Origin of the sequence: uncultured Microscilla sp. (assembly GCF_947493425.1) — a bacterium.
In the GTDB taxonomy this organism is placed as follows: domain Bacteria; phylum Bacteroidota; class Bacteroidia; order Cytophagales; family Microscillaceae; genus Microscilla.
In genome coordinates, this window is the sequence record NZ_CANLRP010000097.1 from 1 (window position 1) to 22,021 (window position 22,021).

17 protein-coding genes are annotated in these 22,021 nt (G+C 40.5%); 13 read left to right on the forward strand and 4 right to left on the reverse strand.

Translation table 11 applies throughout. The features are described 5' to 3' along the window. Positions 1–122 precede the first annotated feature (122 nt). Positions 123–1,163 carry a leucine-rich repeat domain-containing protein gene (locus Q0954_RS21395; RefSeq protein ID WP_299460160.1) on the reverse strand — a complete coding sequence of 347 codons (1,041 nt, stop codon included), beginning with the start codon at positions 1,161–1,163 and terminating at the stop codon, positions 123–125. A gap of 690 nt (positions 1,164–1,853) precedes the next feature. Beyond that, a complete protein-coding gene (locus tag Q0954_RS21400; RefSeq protein ID WP_299460163.1) occupies positions 1,854–2,399 on the reverse strand; it encodes a hypothetical protein in 546 nt (181 codons plus the stop codon). A 632-nt stretch (positions 2,400–3,031) separates the two neighbouring features. Between Q0954_RS21400 and Q0954_RS21405 the strand changes: the two genes are divergently transcribed. From Q0954_RS21405 to Q0954_RS21415, 3 genes are all read left to right on the forward strand, one after another. After that, the gene (locus tag Q0954_RS21405; RefSeq protein WP_299460166.1) at positions 3,032–3,913 is read left to right on the forward strand and encodes a mechanosensitive ion channel family protein; all 882 of its coding nucleotides are present in this window, start codon (positions 3,032–3,034) and stop codon (positions 3,911–3,913) included. 87 nt (positions 3,914–4,000) lie between these two features. Beyond that, on the forward strand, positions 4,001–4,912 hold the full coding sequence (locus tag Q0954_RS21410) for a bile acid:sodium symporter family protein (protein WP_299460169.1): 912 nt from the start codon (positions 4,001–4,003) through the stop codon (positions 4,910–4,912). 23 nt (positions 4,913–4,935) lie between these two features. Next, positions 4,936–5,802, forward strand: a complete 867-nt coding sequence (locus tag Q0954_RS21415) for a 1-aminocyclopropane-1-carboxylate deaminase/D-cysteine desulfhydrase (RefSeq protein WP_299460173.1) — start codon at positions 4,936–4,938, stop codon at positions 5,800–5,802. Between the two features lie 18 nt (positions 5,803–5,820). Here the strand turns inward: Q0954_RS21415 and Q0954_RS21420 are convergent, their stop codons facing one another. Beyond that, positions 5,821–8,550, reverse strand: coding sequence for a VCBS repeat-containing protein (locus Q0954_RS21420; protein ID WP_299460176.1), 2,730 nt, complete (start codon positions 8,548–8,550; stop codon positions 5,821–5,823). Between the two features lie 69 nt (positions 8,551–8,619). Then, positions 8,620–10,080, reverse strand: a complete 1,461-nt coding sequence (locus tag Q0954_RS21425) for a M20 family peptidase (protein ID WP_299460178.1) — start codon at positions 10,078–10,080, stop codon at positions 8,620–8,622. A 368-nt stretch (positions 10,081–10,448) separates the two neighbouring features. Between Q0954_RS21425 and Q0954_RS21430 the strand changes: the two genes are divergently transcribed. The 10 genes from Q0954_RS21430 to Q0954_RS21475 all read left to right on the forward strand — a co-directional run bounded on the left by Q0954_RS21430 (position 10,449) and on the right by Q0954_RS21475 (position 21,963). Further along, the gene (locus Q0954_RS21430; protein ID WP_299460181.1) at positions 10,449–11,054 is read left to right on the forward strand and encodes a hypothetical protein; all 606 of its coding nucleotides are present in this window, start codon (positions 10,449–10,451) and stop codon (positions 11,052–11,054) included. A gap of 67 nt (positions 11,055–11,121) precedes the next feature. Beyond that, a complete protein-coding gene (locus Q0954_RS21435) occupies positions 11,122–12,006 on the forward strand; it encodes a geranylgeranylglycerol-phosphate geranylgeranyltransferase (RefSeq protein ID WP_299460183.1) in 885 nt (294 codons plus the stop codon). Between the two features lie 136 nt (positions 12,007–12,142). Continuing rightward, positions 12,143–12,718 (forward strand): phosphoribosylglycinamide formyltransferase, encoded by a 576-nt coding sequence (gene purN, locus Q0954_RS21440; RefSeq protein ID WP_299460186.1) that lies wholly within the window; start codon positions 12,143–12,145, stop codon positions 12,716–12,718. A gap of 260 nt (positions 12,719–12,978) precedes the next feature. Next, complete coding sequence (gene purH / locus Q0954_RS21445) at positions 12,979–14,502, forward strand: bifunctional phosphoribosylaminoimidazolecarboxamide formyltransferase/IMP cyclohydrolase (protein WP_299460188.1); 1,524 nt, start codon at positions 12,979–12,981, stop codon at positions 14,500–14,502. Between the two features lie 432 nt (positions 14,503–14,934). Next, positions 14,935–15,960 (forward strand): rod shape-determining protein, encoded by a 1,026-nt coding sequence (locus Q0954_RS21450; protein WP_045114084.1) that lies wholly within the window; start codon positions 14,935–14,937, stop codon positions 15,958–15,960. A 365-nt stretch (positions 15,961–16,325) separates the two neighbouring features. Continuing rightward, complete coding sequence (mreC, locus tag Q0954_RS21455) at positions 16,326–17,165, forward strand: rod shape-determining protein MreC (protein WP_002699973.1); 840 nt, start codon at positions 16,326–16,328, stop codon at positions 17,163–17,165. Beyond that, on the forward strand, positions 17,158–17,673 hold the full coding sequence (locus tag Q0954_RS21460) for a hypothetical protein (protein ID WP_002699972.1): 516 nt from the start codon (positions 17,158–17,160) through the stop codon (positions 17,671–17,673). Before mreC ends, Q0954_RS21460 begins: the two co-directional genes overlap by 8 nt. Then, complete coding sequence (gene mrdA / locus Q0954_RS21465; RefSeq protein ID WP_299460196.1) at positions 17,670–19,493, forward strand: penicillin-binding protein 2; 1,824 nt, start codon at positions 17,670–17,672, stop codon at positions 19,491–19,493. The genes Q0954_RS21460 and mrdA overlap by 4 nt, the downstream gene beginning before the upstream one ends. After that, positions 19,490–20,854: a rod shape-determining protein RodA gene (rodA, locus tag Q0954_RS21470; protein ID WP_299460198.1), complete on the forward strand. Its 1,365-nt coding sequence runs from the start codon at positions 19,490–19,492 to the stop codon at positions 20,852–20,854. The genes mrdA and rodA overlap by 4 nt, the downstream gene beginning before the upstream one ends. Before the next feature lie 95 nt (positions 20,855–20,949). After that, complete coding sequence (locus Q0954_RS21475; RefSeq protein ID WP_299460200.1) at positions 20,950–21,963, forward strand: alpha/beta hydrolase; 1,014 nt, start codon at positions 20,950–20,952, stop codon at positions 21,961–21,963. The last annotated feature ends 58 nt before the right edge of the window (positions 21,964–22,021 follow it).

A 22,021-nucleotide genomic window follows, 5' to 3' on the forward strand; every position in this document is an offset into this window, starting at 1 on the left:
TAAAGTAGGTAAACAACTTTAGTATAAACTACTGATTTACAGGGCTTAATAAGGTAAACATTTACTCGAATCAGCTACGGACTATGGACTAAATACTATGGACTATTGATGCAATATACCCCTCAAAAGTCGGCAGGCTCTATGCTAATAGCGTAGTCATCCATCAATACCTCCATCATTTCCCATCCATCTACGTTGGCATCGTCGCAAGCCCACAGTATTTTTATTTGACTATTTTTTTCCACAGCTTCAAGCAGTCGCATTAATATTTGCCACCCTCCTATATTATCCTGGTAATAATACCACACCTTGATACAGGTTTCGGGCAATGGGTTTAATGCATACATACCCAACCAACGCTCAAATATAGCCCACTCCATAGCCGAAATTACTCGATTGCCCCAATAACCAATTTGAATGGCAAACGCTTGTTTGTAAATATCAAATTTTAAAAAGCACTGGTCACCTTCCTCATCATAAATAAAAAAGTTTTGATAGGGCTTGACACAGGGTAATCTGGCGACTACTTCGGGAATATCTGAGTAAGCGTCATATACATACACACTTTTGAGTTGAGGACATTGCCTGATGACGTCAGGGGTGAGTAAAAATGACTGGGTACGGGTAAGCGACAAATATTGGAGTTGTGGCATATTTACCAACCACGAAATATCTTGTATTTGGGTGCCACGCAAAAATAATGATTTTAGTTGCTGGAGTTGCGGTAAAGACGTAGGCAAGGTAGTAAGACCTGTATGGGTAAGGTCTAGAGTTTGCAGCAAGGGTAAATCGGTAATGCTGTCGGGCAAGACATCGATGGGGTTAAATGAAAGGTATAAATGATGTAGATATGCAATGGGTGATAAGTCGGGTGGAAAAGCTTGTACACCACATCCTGACAATGACAAACTATTGCCTCGAAAGGGTAAAAACCTAAAAGCTTCCTGCTCAAAATACAAACCCATTGTTTTGTTCAAATCAGTTGCTTTTAATAAACGATGTAACGTAATGTAGGCGGGTTGTTCTATGCTCCGAAGTAGCTGAAAAGCCAAGTCTATGTTTACCTTTTCTCTGGTCTTTAGTAATTGCTTTATTTTGAGTAGATAGTTGCCTTCTTCGGAGTTGCCATCCGATGAATAAAAAAAGTTGCGCCAATGAGTCATAGATCAGCAAAAATAGCGTAAGATGTTGTATAAAAAGTCACTTTTGCCCGCAATTGAAAACTGTTCAAGCTTTCTTATTACATTTGCTTGCATTTATCAACACCCAATAATACCGCCAGACTTGTCTAGTTTAACCCTAAAAAGCAAAACAATGGCACTTACAGCAAGCTCTATTACTTGTCTTGCACAACAGATAACATTGCTTTAGGCACTTGTTACACAAGCACGACAAACGCTTCAAATTACTATCATCAGAGCCATTACTGATAAGTGGTTTTCAACAATGACCATGCCCACAAAACTGACCGTGCCTTTATCTAAAAGCATGGGGTAGAAACTAAGCTATTTTTTGTTATAAACATTTGTTTGGAGACACTAAGGAATGGTACCAAAATAAATTTACATTCTTAACCTCATCTTTTGTTGCTATACTTTGTTAAAAAATAGCCGAATAGCGATGCTATTAGCCGATTTTTTGCCTCGTCTAGCAACAAAATATTTTAGCGTTACTATAGAAATTTATTTTTACACCATTCCTAAGGGGAGTTTTTAAAGAAAATACAGGGCTTTCTACTTTTGACATTGTGCAGAAAACCCTGATTAACATACAGGAAGTTGACTTATAATATTATTACAGAAACTTGCGATGGCTTGAAACTTATCTCATTATCCATTCAATGAATAAAAAGATTATTTTACCCAACGCTCAGCAGCATTGGGTTCGCTGTTGGTGGTATTTGCGTGAGCAGTTAACTTAGCAGCAGGAGTCGTAGTTTTGATAGCTAACTCTTTGATTACTTGGTTTCCGCTGTGGTCGTTGGCAATTACACTTATTACATTGTAGTTTTGCGTAAGACGAATGCGTGTCTGAAAACTGCCATAAGCATCTACATTTACTCTTTTACCATCTACAATAACCGATGCTACACCCGATACTTTATCTTCTACCTTGCCTGTAAGCAAAAACTCATTCTTGTCGCATTTCACCAATATTCTTAAGGTATGGTTAAAAACTTCTAACTTGGGCTTATGAAGGTTTAGAACAACTCTGGGGGCTTTTTTGTCAGCGCTGTTTGCTTTATTTTTGGTTACCAGACTCAATTCAGGAGTAGACTTGCTACTGGCTTTTAGTAGTTGTTTGTCTGGTGAAGCTACCTGGGCCTGTGTTGTATTTAGAAAAGCTACTGAGATAAATATTACAATAAAGGGGCGAAGTTTTGCAAAAATATTATTCATTTTTTATAGATATTTAAAATAAGTATGGAATAGGGAGTTAGTTTTGTTAGATCAATTGCCTTTAGTCGTACTATCAGACAAAATTGTAGTGTACAAGCATATCGAATATGCTCAAAACAATATACTTTTGAAAATGTTGTTTAAGAAAATTTTACGCTCATTTAAAAGGCAATAGGCACCTGGCTTTTGCCAAAAAGATGACTTATCCTGAGGGAACTTGGGGTGGAGCATACTCTCTGGCAATTACCAGAAAGGAGGTAGTAGATAAAGAAGTGTAAACAGTGTTTGTGGGTGTGGGAATATTAATCATTATAATTCGTATTAAGATATTTAAAAAATAAGCTTTGTAATCTGGAAATAATTGAGGTCAATGGAAGTAGTATTATTTTGATACTACAATTAATCAGTCTTTGTGCTACAAAGGTATAAAACAAGCAGCCTAAGTGGAAGCGTTTTTAGTTGAAACAGTATGAAATACTTATTTGAGTAAGTTTTTTCAATACAAAATTATGAAAAACAGGTTTACTCACGAATTAGACTTCTAACAAAGCCATCTTATTTAACAAAAATCAGAATATAAGTATAGAGTGTTGGTATGTAGCCAGCCAGTTTGTAATTTTAAAAGTAGTCAAATGTTTTTATCATTAATTTCAGAGGCTTATAAAATCATCGTCAAAGAACTCAACCTTTGGTTCGAGGTATTTGTAAAATTTTTACCTAATTTTTTACTTGCTCTTTTGGCAATGTTTGTTTTTCATCAACTTGCCAAGTTTGCAAAAAAAATAAGCCTTCGGGTATTCGCCAAATTTTCTGACAGCTCTACCATCAACAGTGTGTTGGTGCAACTGCTATTTATCACTATTGAACTTGTGGGGGTGTTTGTTGCTTTAAATGTACTAGACCTCAGCAAGGCGGTTACCTCACTTTTGGCGGGAGCTGGAGTAGTAGGCTTGGCACTCAGTTTTGCATTTCAAGACCTTGCCACCAACTTTATTTCAGGTTTTTTTATTGTTACCCAAAAGCCATTTGTATTAGGCGACCTGATCAAAACCAATGATTATCAGGGGCATGTAAAAGAAATAAACCTGCGTACTGTAATGATTGAAGATCTTGATGGTCAAGATATCATTCTGCCTTCTAAAATGATTATCCAAAACCCACTGACTAACTATAGCCTGGTACGAAAGAGAAGGATTAACCTCACCATAGGGGTAGATTATGGGTCAGACCTGGGCAAAGTAAAGGAGGTAACAGTAAAGACGATCAAACAGTTATCAGTAGTAGATACCAGCAAAGGCGGAATCATTATAGACTTTAATGAGTTTGGAGGTAGCTCTATTACTTTTACGCTCCGTTTTTGGATCGGAAGAAGCGAAGAGAGTGATCACAACAACGCCATTGCTCAAGCGATTATGGCCATTACAGAGGCATACCGCAAAAACGACATCAATATTCCATTCCCAATAAGAACCTTGCACATGAAACCCAAACAGAGCGATGAAAAAAACAATTAGTTCATCATTTCCCGAGCTTTTTTTTCCTAAGTTTGCACGGATTAACTCAGATTAAAAAACAAACAGGCACTCAATATTTGACACTGAATGGAGACCCAAATATTTTCTAATTACCTATTACCCATTACACTTGCCCTCATTATGTTAGGCATGGGGCTTTCGCTGACCATGCGCGATTTCAGAAATATATTTTTGCAGCCCAAAGCGGTTATTTTGGGCTTGTTAAGTCAAATGATTATTCTACCTCTGTTTGCTATATTAGTGGCTCAGTTTTCGGGGTTATCTGACGAACTTAAGGTAGGCCTGGTGCTGATAGCTGCCTGTCCAGGTGGTGCTGTATCTAACTTAATTACTCACTTGCTCAAAGGTAACGTGGCTTTGTCGGTGTCTATGACCACGGTAAACAGTTTTATTACTATTTTTACTATTCCAGCCATTGTAGGAATTGCCCTACACTATTTCATTGGCGACAGCAAAGAGATTGCATTAGACTTTTGGGGTACACTTATCAGGGTATTACTTATTACTGTATTGCCTTGTGTGGTAGGGGTTATTATCCATCAACAGCACAAGCTGTTTGCCGAAAGTCTGGAAAAACCATTGAGAGTAATTATGCCCATTTCGCTGGCGCTTATGATGATCGGTTCTATTTTTTTAGAAAAGAAAGAAAACGCTATTCCCATTACATTTCATGAATACCTTACCGTGATCATCCCTTGTCTTATACTCAATCTGGGTGGTATGTTCATTGGTTACTATATCGCCAAGGCTTTTGGGTTGATCAAGAAAAACCAAATCACCATAGCAGTAGAAGTAGGGCTGCAAAATACCGGGCTGGCAATTTTTGTTGCCACCTCTTTATTAGAAAACCAACGCATGGCAATTCCATCGGCAGTATATGCCTTATTTACCTTTTTCTCAGCAGCAATTTTTGGCTTTTTGGTAAACAAAGAAGAAATTATGAAAAAACCTCCCCGAAAGCCCCAGGCAGCTAGTTAATCAAATACCACAATAACCAACCAATGTTACAACCAATCCAAGATACACTTTTTGACACCCACCAGGTCGAAGTATATGTGTACCGTCTTGACCTTATTCACCCACAGGTATCGGGCAACAAAGGGTACAAGCTTAAGTATAACCTACTGACAGCCAAACAACAACAGAAAAACACCTTACTTACTTTTGGAGGTGCTTATTCTAACCATATTTATGCCACGGCTGCTGCCGGAAAAAAGGCAGGGCTCAAAACTATAGGCGTAATCAGAGGAGAAGAGCACTTGCCTTTAAACCCTACGCTCCAATTTGCTACTGAGGCTGGCATGCACTTGCATTATATGGACAGAAGTACCTATCGAAACAAAAAATCGGAGGAAGTAATCGCTCAATTACGTCAAGAATTTGGGGATTTTTATTTGGTACCCGAAGGAGGCTCCAATGCACTCGCAGTGAAGGGATGTACTGAGATATTGCCAGAGATTAAGCTTGATTTTGATGTAGTGGCTACTGCTTGTGGCACGGGAGGCACGCTTGCGGGCCTGGTTGCACACCTTGACGCCAGCAAGCAAGTACTGGGATTTCCAGCACTTAAGGGCGGCGAGTTTTTGTACCAAGACATTGCTCAGTTGTTAGATGCTTACTACACCCAGGAAGACCTGCCAGATACAAGGCAGTCCTATACTCTGATGACTGACTATCACTTTGGCGGCTACGCCAAAAAAAAGCCTACTCTGGAGCGGTTCATTGCTGAGTTTCAACAAAAGCACCACATACCCATAGAATGGATTTATACTGGTAAGATGTTTTATGGATTATACGATTTGATCGAAAAACGTTACTTTGCTCCTGGTACTACTATAGTGGCTTTACATACGGGGGGATTAAGGTAAGCAAGCCACCCGCTGCCTTCACTCTCCTACCCTTACTTCGCTCAAGTGCAACTCATATTTACCATAGCGCACTCCTCCTACCCCATAAAAAGCCACCGAAATACTTTTACCTACGTAATTTTTTAAAGGTATTTTACGCAACTTAGGAGTGGTTGCTTTGATATTTTGATGGTTATAAGCTGCAATCGTTTGGTAGGTTTTTCCTCCGTCTGCCGACACCCTCACCTCTAGCACATCATCGGTATCCATTGCCCGGTATTTACCGGCATTGGGGGCAGTAGCAAAAGCTTTGAAGTAAAGTGTGTCGGCAGGGCTACGTACCTTAAACACAGGACTTTTGACATAAGCATTGCGGTTGTTGGCCTGGAGCAAAAACACCAGCGAATGAATACTGTAACGACGCTGTTGACGCAAGCTACTCAAGGCGGTACCCTTGCTTATCCAACCCAGGCGTTGAGCACTGGGCGAGTGTACCTGGTTGAGCTGCATTTGGCAGGGCAACGATACTTTATTCACCACTACTTTTGATAGAATAGTGTCGTTTGCCAAAAAGTTGTCAACTGATGCTACATAAGCCCTGAGCTGGTAAGCACCCCCTTGCTTGATGGCAGGAATAAAAAAGCTAATGGTGGTATCTCTAAAAAAGCCCAGCTTTCCTTTTTTAATCTCGATGGGTTGAATCGCAATTGCGGAAGAACCTACACTTTTGAGGTAAATTTTGAGCGGGTGTTGGGCAAAGTCAGCTTCTCTGATACGAATATTTTGCAGCGTCAAATCAATGTTATTATAATCGGCTTTAAGGTCTTGCCCGATGTCAGTTTTCAGTTTGGTCAGGCGCAGGTCAAAGTTGTTATTAAAAGTAAACATTGGACGCAAGCCATCCATTTCGGTCAATTGATCACTCATCTGGTCTGCGTTTCCCCGCACATAATAATGATACGCTCTTTGACGCTCGCCTTTGTTATGAAACACCTGAAAGTCAACCCCGTTGGCAGTAGGTTTGGTTTGTATATACTCTACCGCCATCAATAGGTTTTTGCCTTGGGTAGGGTCAAATCTAAAAACATTATCTAAATGAAAATCAATGAGCGCGTTGGGGTGTTTAGTATAAGGCAAAAAATTAGTATTCAAGCTTTTAGCGGGATCTTGGTCATACACCAAGGTCATATTTTCTATTGTGTTGCCCCAATCGCGGTGTGTTTCGTTTAATACCGAGTCGGGCACATTTTTCAAGTATATTTTTAACCTGCTTGCCCCAGCTGTCATAATTGCCTGGTTCAGTTTTTTGTGCAAGGCTATTTCCAGGTTATAAATTTTTCCATCAACAAAAAAACGGTGAGGAATCATTTTCTGATCATACAAAAACAAGCTCCGGTTATAAGTATTTGGGCGGGATGAAATATCCAATAACACCTTTTTTTGATAGTACTTATAGGTATTGGCTTGCGCCGACTTTCTCAGTACTTGTGGCTTGCCTCTTGGCTTGTCTAAAACAAATTGGGGTGATGGCTTATTACCCTGAGTACCCTTATTCAACCACACCGCCAGTTCGTCTATGCCCCGCACAATGGCCAGTACATCGTGCCAGCCATCGCCGTTGAGATCGGCTATAGCATACCCAAACTTTTTAGTGTCTACCTTGCCCAACATAGGCAAATACTGGGGTTGATAAAACTGCCCCGCTTGATTGCGTAAAGCAAAAAACAATCGATCAAAGCCTTTTTTACGAGGTTCCACTCCCAATACATCTGCTGTGCCATCATGGTTGAGGTCAGTTACAGCAAACCGCTCACTCTGTTGTTTGATAGTCACCGAAAGCTTACTTTGTTGCACTACTCGTTTAAAACTGCCCAAAGAGTCAGCGGTGAGCACCTTTAGCTGCTGCCGGGTAGCTACATAAGCCCGTGTGCTATCTTCAGCAGTTGTTTTATGCAATACTGGATAAGGCATTTTAAACAAACTACGTCTCCAAGTCGCTTTGAATTGTCCAGCAGTGGTTTGCAAAAAGCTCACTTGAGCAAGCTTGTCAGTAACCAAAAAATCGGGCAAACCGTCATTGTTTAAGTCTGCCTGTAATACCTGATAATAAGTAGAGATGTTACCCACGGTAGATTGTATTTTTTTAGGAAGCTCAAAGCTTCCATCTCCTTTACCTTTAAACAAATGCAACGCCAGCGGCTCAAGAGCACCCGACGAAAAAGAGGCAATGTCTATATTTCCGTCTTGGTCGTAATCCAATAAAAAAGTTTCCCCTCCGTGGCTACCTGTAGTAAAAAACCGGGGTGGTTCGAAAGCAAATTTGGCTGAATCCTGAGGCACTTTACCCTTATAAAGCCAAAAACCATTTTTCCAGAAATGATGCACGACCATATCAGGGCGACCATCTTGGTTGAAGTCTGCTACATCGCTGATAAAAGCAAACTGATCAGGCTTTTCAAAAATAATTTCTTTACCAAAAGTGCCTTTGCCCTGATTTATAAATACAGAAGCTTTGGCAAGTTTGGGTCCTTGGCTCGACTGGTGCTGGTACAATTGGGCGTCTAGGATCACATCTAAGTCTCCATCGCCATCTAGGTCTTTGGTCAAGATGCGATTGGGGCAGTTTGCCTGTGGAATGTTGGCAATAGGTGAGCAAATATTGAAGGGGTAGTATTGGGGTGGAGCAAAACCTTGCCAGGCAATGTTTTGACTAAAACCTACCCTACTCCAGAGAGTCACGATTATAAAGAATGTGCCTAATATTTTCATAAAGAACCTTTTACCAGCAGCAAGTCGCTTGAGTCTTGCCGCTTGTACCTATACACTTCACGCAAAAACTCAATCACTGTTTTTCATCAACTGAATATAAAAACGAATTAATTGTTGATAGCTTTTCTTAGAAATGCGCTCATTGGTTCCATGAAAACCATCAATTTCTTTGTTCTCCAGATACAAAGGGCTAAATCTGTAAATATTTTTGCTCAAGGTCTGATAGTGTTTAGAGTCGGTGCCTGCTACCATGAGCGCAGGAGCCACCAATGCCTCAGGAAAAAGTTGATGAATGGTTTTTTGCAGTTTTTGAAAGCTGGTTGCCTTTACATCAGACAGTGGAACTGGAGTGTTAAACTCAGTGTTCAATATTTCTACCTTTACCTTGGGGTTGTCAATTACTTTTTTGAAGTGGGTCAGCAACGATGCTTTAGTTTCGCCAGGGCTCAAACGCAGGTTAATTACAGAACTAGGGTTAGAAGGCATCACGTTTGGCTTAGGGCTACCCTGTAGCATAGTCGGCGCTATAGTAGTACGCAATACGGCGTTGGAAGTAGCTTTGCCAGCCATAATATTTTTAATCACTGAACTAAACAACCAACGATTGGCAAAGACCAATTTAAAACCCAAGTCCATCTCTGGAGCCAGAAAATCCATTAACTCTCCGGTAGCCCCCTGGATACTTGCTGGAAACTGGTGCGTTTCGAGGTCCACAATTGCTTGACTCAATATGCGCACAGGAGTCTGTAGCGGTGGTCGTGACGAGTGTCCCCCGTTAGCAGCCACACTTAGTTTTACATTGGCATAGCCTTTTTCTGCTACCCCTACATAAGCTACGGGCTTTGTCACTCCAGGCATTAAGCCCTTCAGCACAAACAAACCTTCGTCGAGCACATACTCTAGTTTTACCCCTCGCTTGATCAGGTATTGGGCAATTTTTTTGGCGCCTTCGTGCCCACTTATTTCTTCGTCGTGCCCAAAAGCCAGGTAAATACTACGTTTGGGTACATAACCGTTTTTAAGCAAATGTTCTACTGCTTCTAGCATTCCCAACACATTCATTTTGTCGTCCAGGGCTCCCCTCCCCCAGATAAAACCGTTGCTAATATTGCCTGCAAAAGGAGGGTGTTTCCATTTACTTTCAGTGCCTTTTTCTACAGGCACTACATCGGTATGGGCAGCCCAAAGTATTGGCTTAAGTTGGGGGTTGGCGCCTTTCCAATAGTACAGCAAACTAAATTGATTGATTTTTTTCAGCTTAAGCTGACTATGCACCAAAGGAAAACTATTGCGTAAATGCTGGTGCAGGTGTACAAAAGCCCCTGTATCTATTGGAGCTCCTCTTTTGAGCGAGATGGTGGGCAAAGTAATGGCTTTTGAAAGGTGCTCAAAGGCATTGGCAGAAATATCAACTGAAGCTACAGATTTTGGGGTCATTTGGCGTGAAGGCAAACGATAGGCATTGATAAATAACACAATGACTAACAATAACAACCCCGCCAAAAATATAAATAAGATTTTTCTTAACATTATGATTTTCTAATTTCAGAGTATGCTTAAATTTTGTCTTCGGAGTTAAAAATGATGAGTTTTTTGTGCTGGTGAGTTGTATTTTTAAGCAAATAGCCGTAGCTATTAGCGCAAAAATCAAGGAAGCCAGCGCATAAAAATCGCTTTTTAGCCCAGATTATGATTTTTAAACATACTCTCAGATGATTTATTCCATGCACTATTCACAATCTCTCGTATAATTTGTATATTTACTAACAGAGTCTGTACAACCAGAATGTTCAGTATATTACGATCACTTTTGGTATAATCAATATAAACTTACCCACATCAAAGGGTACACTCAACACGGGCTGATCTTTCTACATATTTACTTAATGTTTTTGTATATGGCATCATTTTTTGAGCAAATTATAAAAAAATTACTTCCTACTCAACCCAATACTCACCAACCATTGGTGACTGAAGTACTTAAACGCTCGCAGGCTCAGCTCGAAAAATACAATGAATGGCAAAGCGACCAACAACACCTTGCCTTGATCGAGTCTATTGCCAAGGCCTATTACCTGCGACAACAGAACATGAAGCCTGACTTGTCTATCCATATATTTGAATCACCTTATGCCAACGGTTTTGCCATTACTTATGATGAGCAACACATGGGCAAAAATGACTTGATGTTTTTGAGTGATTATTTCAAAGATATGCTACTGCCTCTAGAGTATACACTCAGATCAGCACAACGCGAAATCACCGATAAGGCCACCTATATAAGTACAGTAGAACGCTATTACTTAAAACCCGAAAGTAAGCAAGCCATGAGCGAAGGCAAACTCATTAACCAACTCTATGGCAATTTACTGCTGGAAAATGTGTGGGTAGACGAAAAACCCAGTTACCTCAAAGTTTTGTCTACCATTTATGCTGATCGCTCGTTTACACCTGCCCTTAAGTTTGACGATTTGGTGCAAATTCTTTTTCAGCTAAATCAATAATCCTTTCAGATAAAAACCGTAATTTTGTTGTAACAAAAATGATTGTGTAGTTTGACCTCATAGCACAATGCCCCAAAACAATACGACAACATTAGTCAAAAAAGATTCCTGGACGAGCTTTCTTAAACTGGTAAGGTGGCAAAACCTGATGATCATAGTTTTTACCCAATACATGGTCAAAATTTTTCTTATCAGCCCCCAACAACCCTGGCTTACTACTTTGCAAGAACTTCCACTGCTGATCATTGGCTCCTCTACAGTGATTGTGGCAGCGGCGGGTTATATCATAAACGATTATTATGACATTAAAATAGACCGAGTCAATAAACCCAAGCGCATTGTGATAGGGCGGCTCATTAAACGGAGGGTGGCATTAGGTGCACACTTTACCCTCAATTTTATTGGCATTGGTTTAGGTGTCTGGCTCAGCCTTAAAGTAGGCGTCATTAACTTTATTGCGGGTTTTCTTCTTTGGTTGTACTCCAACCAGCTCAAGCGCCTGCCACTGGTGGGCAATGCAGCTATAGCGGTGCTCACAGCAATGGTGGTGATAGTGATGGCAGTATACTACGAGCAACAGCAACTGTCGCTGTTTACCTTTGCTACTTTTGCTTTTTTTATCACCATTATCCGCGAAATAATCAAAGATATGGAAGATGTAAGGGGAGATGCTACCTTTGGCTGCAAAACCCTGCCCATTGTATGGGGCATGCGTCGCACTAAAAACGTGATTTATGTATTTTTGGGTATTCTCACAGCTATCTTACTCTCTACACTCTTTGTATATCGCCATTTATTCATACTTTATTTAGTCATTTTTGTACTCCCTTCACTTTTTTTCCTTTTTACTCGCCTTCGCCGTGCCGATACCAAAAAAGAATACAGATATTTGAGTCACTTTTGCAAATTTATTATGCTGATAGGGGTGTTGAGTATGGTGTTGGTTTTTTAATTACGAATTGAAAAACTAAAAAACAACCCATCAACTTGTAAATAAACGGCTTAGTAAACCAAGTTTGCAAGCTCAACATAACTAAGAACTTCTGGCTTAAAGCACCAATACCTAAGTAAAATGTAAAAAATAATTCATGAAAAACATTGCTATTTTTGCTTCTGGCACGGGCAGCAACGCCCAAAAAATAATAGAACATTTCGAAGATAGCTCGCTGGCTAAAGTGAGTCTGGTGGTATCAAACAAACCTCAGGCAAAGGTACTTGACAAAGCACAAGGTTTTGGGGTGCCTACCCAAGTGATCAACCGCCAGAGTTTTTATCAAAGCAATGAGGTAGTTGGCTTGCTCAAACAACATCAGATTGACTTGATTGTATTGGCAGGTTTTTTATGGCTGGTGCCCCAAAATCTGATTGAGGCATTTCCTCAACAGGTAATCAATATTCATCCGGCATTATTGCCCAAATACGGAGGCAAGGGTATGTATGGCATGAAGGTACACCAAGCGGTGGTGGCAAATAAGGAGACCAAAACTGGCATAACTATCCATTATGTAAACGAACACTACGACGAGGGCAAAGCTATCTTTCAGAAAAGCTGTCCAGTAGCCCCAGAAGACACGCCAGAAATGGTGTCAAAAAAAGTGCAACTACTTGAACATGAGCACTTTCCAAAAGTGGTAGAAGAATTGGCAAAAAACCTACAGATATAACTAAAAAAACATGTAACTTTGTCGCCTAAATAAAGCCTGTCAAAAGCAGAATGCTAAGTCTTTAGCTCTCAAATAGTTACTTGATAAAATTTCGTGCAATAAAAACAGTGGGTTAGGTTTAATTTTCACACATTCACACAACCTGATTGAGTCGTTTCCCACCAGATTTATTCTTACTTAATGTTTACCAGTACAACTTGGTAAAAGACCTGAGAGTTAGAGAACAAGGCTGAGACAAAACCCCAAAATTTTAGTATACATTGAAAAAGATAGAATCTGCCCTGATTTCAGTTTTTCACAAAGAAAAACTAGACAAAATTGTCAAGCTTTTAGATCAAAATGGAGTCAAAATATACTCTACTGGTGGCACCCAAAAATTTATCCAATCACTTGACGTAGAAGTACACGCTGTAGAAGACCTCACCGGATATCCTTCTATTTTGGGAGGTCGGGTAAAAACCTTACACCCTAAAGTTTTTGGGGGTATTCTTACCCGTAGAGAAGAAGCACAAGACACCGTTCAAATTGAGCAATACGAAATCCCTTCTATCGACCTGGTCATCGTAGACTTGTACCCATTTGAAGATACTGTGGCTTCGGGTGCCAGCGAGAGCGATATCATCGAGAAAATAGACATTGGGGGTATTTCGCTGATAAGAGCCGCCGCCAAAAATTTTAAAGATGTAGCAGTGCTTGCCTCTCGTGAGCAATACGACGATTTTAATGCCTTGCTTGAACAAAACCAAGGGGCTACCTCTTTGGCAGACCGCAAGCGTTTGGCTGCTCAAGCGTTTGACATTAGCTCTCATTACGACACGGCTATTTTCAACTATTTCAATCAAGACGCTGAACTTCCTCGTTTCAAGCAAAGCTTCCGTCAGGCAAAAACGTTGCGTTATGGAGAAAACCCTCACCAAAAAGGTCACTTTTATGGCAATCTTGACGAGATGTTTGACCAACTGCATGGCAAAGAGTTATCGTACAACAATCTGGTAGACGTTGATGCAGCAGTGGCATTGATGGAAGAATTTGACGAAACAGAAACAGCTTATGCCATACTCAAACATACCAATGCCTGTGGAGTAGCCACTGGGGATACTCCCAAAGATGCTTACTTAAGAGCACTTGCCGGTGATCCTGTTTCGGCTTTTGGTGGGGTAATTGTTACTAACAAAACCGTAGACGCCGAAACTGCCGAAGAATTGCACAAGTTATTCTTTGAAGTTTTGATTGCCCCCGATTTCAACGCAGATGCGCTGGAGATTCTCAAAGGCAAGAAAAAACGAATTTTGTTAAAAAAGAAAACAAATTTACCCGCTTCTCCGTTGTTCAAAACTTTGCTTAACGGAGTGATTGGGCAAGACAGAGATGCAACCATAGAAAGTGTTGCCGATCTGAAACCTGTGACGAAAAAAGAGGCTACTACCGATGAAATAAAAGCTTTGGTGTTTGCCAGCAAAATAGCCAAGCACACCAAGTCGAACACTATAGTACTGGCCAAAGACAATCAGTTGTGTGCCAGTGGTGTAGGACAAACGTCGCGAGTAGATGCGCTTAAGCAAGCCATTATCAAAGCCAAAAACTTCGGTTTTGACCTAAATGGAGCTGTGATGGCTTCTGATGCTTTTTTCCCTTTTCCCGACTGTGTAGAAATTGCCCACGAAGCAGGCATCACAGCCGTAATTCAACCGGGGGGCTCTATCAAAGACCAGGCATCTATCGACTATTGCAACAACAACGACATAGCAATGGTCTTTACTGGGGTTCGCCATTTTAAACACTAATAACAAGTGCTTATGCTATCAATCAAGCTTTTTAGCCTGTGTATAGCTTACTTTGTTATCTTTACGGAAGTAGTAAATCAGTACTTAAAAATTTTGTAGGTTACTGTTGGCTATTCCAAAATATTTGCCTAGTGTAGTGGGTTTTTAATAAAATAGTGTGTTGAATACCTGACAGGTTAAAGCACTTGACTTAATACAAATATTAAATCTCAACTGCCTATACTAAAAGAATCTGATCGTAATAGCTGCCCGCTTTGGCTGTAATACACTTTGTTATACTTCGTTAATTTTAGTTAGCCGTAGCTGTGGCTACAACTGCAAAAATTACCTCCTATAACTTTGAGTTCTTGCCAAAACTCGACACTTATTTTGACCAAGTTCTTAAGGGTAAATACTATATCTGAAAAGTTTTATAAATATTGCAAAACTACCATGGGATTATTTGATTTTTTTACTGGCGACATCGCCATCGACCTTGGTACTGCCAACACTCTCATTATCCACAAAGATAAAGTTGTGGTTGATGAACCCTCTATAATTGCCATAGATCGAAAAAACAGTAAGGTAATTGCAATTGGCAAACAAGCCATGCAAATGCACGAAAAAACCCACCGGGAAATAGAAACTATCCGCCCTTTGAAAGATGGTGTAATCGCAGATTTTACTGCGGCTGAGCAAATGATTCGTGGTTTGATCAAAATGATCAACTCAGGAAGTCGTTTTTTCACGCCCTCTTACCGAATGGTGATTTGTATTCCTTCTGGTATTACCGAAGTAGAAAAAAGAGCGGTAAAAGACTCGGCTGAACACTGCGGTGCACGCGAAGTATATATGATACACGAACCTATTGCAGCTGCCATAGGTATTGGTATCAATATAGATGAGCCAGTGGGTTCTATGATTGTAGACATTGGAGGTGGTACTACCGAGATTGCTGTAATTGCCCTTTCGGGGATTGTTTGCGAGCAGTCTATCAAAACTGCTGGAGACGTGTTTACTCAGGACATTCTAAATTATATGCGTCGTCAGCACAACCTATTAATCGGTGAGCGTTCGGCTGAACGTATCAAAATGGAAGTAGGTTCGGCAATGGCTGAACTCGATGAACCTCCTGCCGACTACGAGGTAAGAGGGCGCGACCTGATGACGGGTATTCCTAAAACAATCAAAGTGAGTTATTCTGAGATTGCTTTTTGCCTTGACAAGTCCATCTCTAAAGTAGAAGACGGGGTATTGAAAACCCTGGAAATGTCTCCTCCAGAACTTTCTGCTGATATTTACAACAATGGTATTTATTTGACTGGTGGTGGAGCATTGCTCAAAGGTTTAGATCAGCGTTTGGCGCTTAAAACCAAGCTACCTATACATATTGCCGATGATCCATTAAGGGCTGTAGTACGAGGTACTGGTATTGCCTTAAAAAACCTTGAAGCATACAAACCAGTATTGATGAGCTAGAGTAGCCTACTTAATTGACACTGTACTAAGTTTTTTAGTGCTAATATACACCTTATAATAATTTCTTTTGTGTATATGTTAAAATACATAGAAGAATTACTTAGTGCTTGATTTTCAGGCAGTACTTGGTGTATATTAGCATTTTATTTTGAAGCATATCCAAGCTTTTTATTGTGAGCTTTGTAAAATCACGCGAGTTTGCCAGCAAAACAAATAACCAAAGGCTAACAAGGCAATACTTAAAATGGTTAGTAAGAGAATACCATCGTACCCAGTCCCTGGAACCCAATGGAAAACACCGATTTATCGGGCATCTTTATAAATATTGAGAGTAAGGGACATTTAAATTTGTCAGAGTAAAAAATATGCAATCGCTATTTTTATTAATCAAAAGATTCAGGACTCCCATTTTATTCCTGCTACTTGAAATTTTCTGCCTGATATTAATTGTTACCCGCAATAAATATCAAAACACTATTTTTTATAACATTTCGAGCGAGTATACCGGACAACTGTTAGGTGTGTCGAACAGTGTCTGGGAGTATTTCAACTTGAGAGATGTAAACGAAAAGTTGGCGCAGGAAAATGCCCAGTTGCGCTATTTGGTGGCAAAAAAACAATTTGCCAAAAATGCCCAGGTAGTCCCCATTCGCGATTCGCTTATTGTAGCACAATACCAATATGATGTGGCAAAGGTAGTTAACAACTCTACCCATAAACACAATAATTACCTTACGATTAACCGGGGGAGCCTACACGGTATAAAACCTGGCATGGGGGTCATTTCTCCAGAAGGAGCAGTAGGCAAGATCAAGTCTTGCTCTAAGCACTACTCTATTGTAGTGTCATTGTTGCACTCTAAAATGAGAATTTCGTCAGAAATCAAAAAGAACAATTCATTGGGCTACATACAATGGCAAGGGGGCGACCCCTCTCAAGCCAAAATGCTGGATGTACCCCGACATTTGAACGTAGTAGAAAAAGACACCATTGTTACTTCTGGCTATAACAGTACTTTTCCGGCAGGCATTACCATTGGTGTAGTAAAAAAAGTAGGTAGAAAAGCAGAAGAAACCTTTTTTGACATTGATGTACAGCTTGCCACTGAATTCAATCAGTTGTCTTATGTATATGTCATCAAAAACAGATTAAAGTTAGAACAAGAGTCGCTTGAGCGAGAGTCATTTGAAGATATAGATGAATAACAAAACCATAGTAACCCAAGTAGTATACTTTGTACTCTACATCATTTTACAGGTATTTTTTGCCAAAAACCTTGAGTTGTTTGATGTAGCTTTTTGCTTTGTATACATCAATTTTATTTTAAACCTGCCCCAGGACACCAAACGTGATGTTTTGCTGTTTTCAGGTTTTTTGCTGGGCTTTATAGTCGACTCTTTTTACAACACCTGGGGTATTCATAGTGCTGCCTGTGTGCTCATTGCCTTCATCCGCCCCTTTGTGCTAAAGGTAGTGACTCCAAAAAATGCAGGTGATGACAACGACCTGAAAGAACGAAGCCTGCTCAGGTTTAGTTTGTATGCCATCATTCTTATTTTTATACACCATAGTATGATCTTTTTTATAGAGATTGCACATTTCAAATTGTTCTTCCATACATTGGTTAAAATATTTTTTAGCACAATTTTCACTTTTGTATTAAGCGTTATTATTCAGTACTTATCGCCTAAAAAAGCAACAAAACAAGCATGAACGACAGTAGAAAATGGATTATATTGGGGCTGTTTACGGCTACCGGGCTTACCTTCCTTATCAAGCTGTTTATGATCCAGGTTTTGGTAAGCGACTATAAAATAAAAGCCGAAAGTAATGCCATACGTTCTATAAAAATATACCCACACCGAGGACTCATTTATGACAGAAAGGGTAAACTGTTGGCTTTCAATACGCCTGTATATGACCTGATGGTAGACCTTAAAAAAGTAAAAATAAAAGATACCCTTGCCTTTTGTAACTTTTTGAGTATTACCAAAGCCCAATTTGACAAAAACATGAAGCGGGTAAAGGTACGTGGCAAGCAACCCAAGGCTTTTTTGAAACAGATTTCCCGTAAGGACTTTGCTAAAATACAGGACAAACTCATTGACTACCCTGGTTTTTATGCCGAATCTAAAATTGTACGTGCTTATCCTCATAAAAGCCTGGCAAATGCCCTCGGATATATCGGAGAAATAAGTAAAAAACAGTTAAAGAAAGAAAAAGACACGGCTAATTATTACCAACAAGGCGACTACATTGGTATTAGTGGGCTGGAGGCTGCTTATGAAAAGTATTTGCGTGGACGACGTGGGGTAAAAATGGTGTACGAAGACGCTCGAGGAAATAAAAAAGGCGCATATAAAGGAGGAAAATATGACACCGCCTCGGTAGCAGGCAAAGATTTGGTATCAAGCATTGATCTTGCCCTGCAAAAATACGGCGAACAACTTATGCGCAACAAACGGGGAGCTATAGTAGCTATAGAACCTGCTACTGGTGAGGTTTTAACTATGATTTCGGCGCCTTCGTATGATCCTAACCTTTTGACAGGACGTGAGTTTTCAAAAAACTTTGGTCCCTTGTTGCTCAACAAAACCAAGCCTTTGTATAACCGTGCCATTCGGTCTAAGTACCCTCCAGGTTCTACTTTTAAGACAGTGCAGGCGTTGATTGGTCAAGAAGAAAATGTAATTTCATCACAAACGGTATTTCCCTGCAACAAAAGCCTGGTAAAATGTCACTGGCACCCCACAGTAGACCTGCAGCGCTCGATCCAACACTCTTGCAACCCTTATTATTTCAATGTGTTCCGACGCATTATTTACCAAAACAAACTGGTTGACAGTACTGGCGGGGTATCTAAAGGAAGTGATGGTAAAATTGGCTATGAAAAATGGCGGCAACACCTTTTGAGCTTTGGCTTGGGAGCCAAAACAGGCATTGACCTTAACAACGAAAAAGGGGGCAATGTACCATCGCTCTCGTTTTATAACCGAAAGTTTGGCGAAGGTAAATGGAAGTTTTCTAACATTTACTCTTTGAGTATTGGCCAGGGTGAGCTAGGAGTTACACCACTACAGATGGCAAATATTTCGGCCATTATAGCCAATCGGGGGTATTATTACACGCCACACCTCATCAAGGGGATAGGCAAAAACAAGAAAAAATTGCCTGAGTTTACCAAACGCCATAAGGTAACCATTGATCCTCAGTACTTTAAACTTATTATAGACGGTATGGAGGGGGCAGTAAAAGCAGGTACAGTAGCTGGTTATGCCATTATGCCCGACATTACCATCTGTGGCAAAACTGGTACTGCGCAAAACCCACACGGAGAAGATCACTCGGTATTTATAGCATTTGCTCCTAAAGAAAATCCTAAAATAGCCATTGCAGTATATGTAGAAAATGCCGGATTTGGGGGAACTTGGGCGGCTCCTATTGCTACCCTCATGATTGCCCGCTATCTAAAGGGGAAAACATTGCGCCCCAGCACAGAAAAAATGGTCATAGAAAAAAGCTTTATCAATTGAACACACAGGATAAAAAAAACGGGCTCAACTTCGACGGGATGGCAGTATTGCTATACCTGGCATTGGTATGTGTGGGCATTGTCAATATTTTTGCAGCCGTATACAAACCAGAAATACACCAGGGTTTTTTCGACTTTTCGCTCAGGTCAACCAAGCAAATGATGTGGTTTGGTTTGGCGGTGATCCTGATTGTAGTCATTATAGTGGTAGACATGCGCTTTTTCGAAGCATTTGCCTACCCTATATACATTACCCTCATATCGGCACTGGTGCTGGTCTTATTGGTAGGTTCTACCATCAATGGTTCTAAGTCTTGGTTTATGATAGGCGGAGTAGGTTTACAGCCCGCTGAGTTTGCTAAGTTTGCTACGGCACTGGCACTGGCGCGTTTTCTGCAAGTGCCACGCCCCCAAAGTTTGGGATTTTTTGGCAGAATTACCTGGTTTTTTTCTGAGCAAGTATTTGGTTTATCACGCATTGGGTTGGGTATTCCACGCAAGGCGCTCGAAAAGCTAGACACGTATGTAATAGCTGGATTTATTATCGCTATTCCGGCAGTATTGATCATCATTCAGGGCGATACGGGTTCAGCCATGGTCTTTGCTTCGTTTGCCTTTGTGCTATACCGCGAAAAAATTATTCCTCACTGGTTGCTCTTGGGGGGGTTCTCGGTGGTTACTTTGTTTTTCTTAACCCTTATTTTAGGGGTTTGGAACCTTGCCGTTGGCATCGCCATTATGACTGTCATCACTTTGCTTTTGTTTACTGAATCTAAACAACGTACAGTCATTATCATGAGTGCGGTGTTGGTATTTGGTTACATATTTAGCGTAAGCTATATAGTTAATGATGTGCTCAAAAAATACCAACGAGAACGAATCATAGTATTGATTAAACCAGAAAAAGCGTCTAAACGGGCACGTTGGAATGTAGACCAATCAAAAATTGCCATTGGTTCAGGGGGTTTTTTTGGCAAAGGGTTTAGACAAGGTACCCAAACCAAACTAGGGTATGTGCCTGAACAAAGTACTGACTTTATTTTTTGTACCATTGGCGAAGAACGTGGCTGGATAGGAAGCCTGGTAGTGATTTCGCTATATCTCTTGCTTATGGCAAGGCTCATAGCCATTGCTGAAAGGCAAAAAGACACTTTTGTGCGAGTCTATGGCTATTCGGTGGCTTCTATCATATTTTTTCATTTTGCCATCAATATAGGTATGACTATAGGGCTGTTTCCGGTGGTAGGCATTCCCTTGCCACTCATCAGCTACGGAGGCTCCTCTATGTGGTCTTTTTCTATTTTGATATTTATTCTACTCAAGCTCGACGCTCACCGCAAGCAAATACTGGCAAGACAGTAAAAAGCATCTCTACATTTTTTAGAAATAAATTCGCACAACAGGGAATGAATGTTTATATTCATTCCCTGTTTTTATGCTGAGAAGTTTCTGAAAAAATGATAAAACGTATTTTTAAATGGTTAGGCATTCTTTTGTTGGTATTGGCAATTGTATACCTGTTAGGGCCTACTCCTCCCTCTCCTGTGCTTGACACTACTTTGCCTAAAGTAACCAACAACCTGACACAACTTGAGCAAGAGGTAATCGTCAAAGAAAAAAAAGTAAAAGACCTAAGACCAGATAACGAAGCACGCATTGTGTGGGCTGACTCAGCTAAAAAACAAAAAACACCTTACGCTTTAGTATATTTGCATGGTTTTTCGGCTACTTGGGCTGAAGGCGAACCTGTACACCGCAATTTTGCCCGACGTTATGGATGTAACCTGTACCTGGCACGACTTGCCAAACATGGCATTGGCAATCAGGAAGCATTTGAAAACCTCACGGTAGACCAATTATTGACTTCAGCTAAAGAGGCATTGGCCATTGCCCAGCGATTGGGCGAGCAGGTCATCATAATGGCTACCTCTACCGGGGCAACTTTAGGGCTATACCTGGCAGCCCACCACCCCAAACTTGCCGGTATTATTTTATACTCTCCGCTTATAGACTTTTACTCTCCTGCACTTTATTTGCTCAATAAGCCGTGGGGCTTGCAAGTGGCTCGGTTGGTGTTTGATAGCAAATATTACGATTTTACCGGAGAAAGTAACCAAAAAAAGCGACAATACTGGACTACCCGCTACCGCTTTGAGGGTACTGTGGCACTTAAATCGCTGGTAGCAAATACTATGGACAATGGGCTGTTTGCCAAAATCAAACAACCTTTGTTTTTGGGGTATTATTACAAAGATGAAACACACCAAGACAAGGTTGTTTCGGTAAAAGCAATGAAACAAATGTATACACAACTAGGTACTCCTTCATATCAAAAAAGACAAGTGGCGTTTCCCAACGTGGGCTCTCACGTCATTGCCTCTTATATTACCAGCAAAAACTATCAAAGGGTTGCTCAAAAAACCTTTGAGTTTGCCGAAGAGGTGCTTAAGTTGAAGCCTGTAGAAAAATAATGCCTGTATACAGGGTTTGACCGCAATATTCGTTAATAATTCAGACAGAAGACAATCA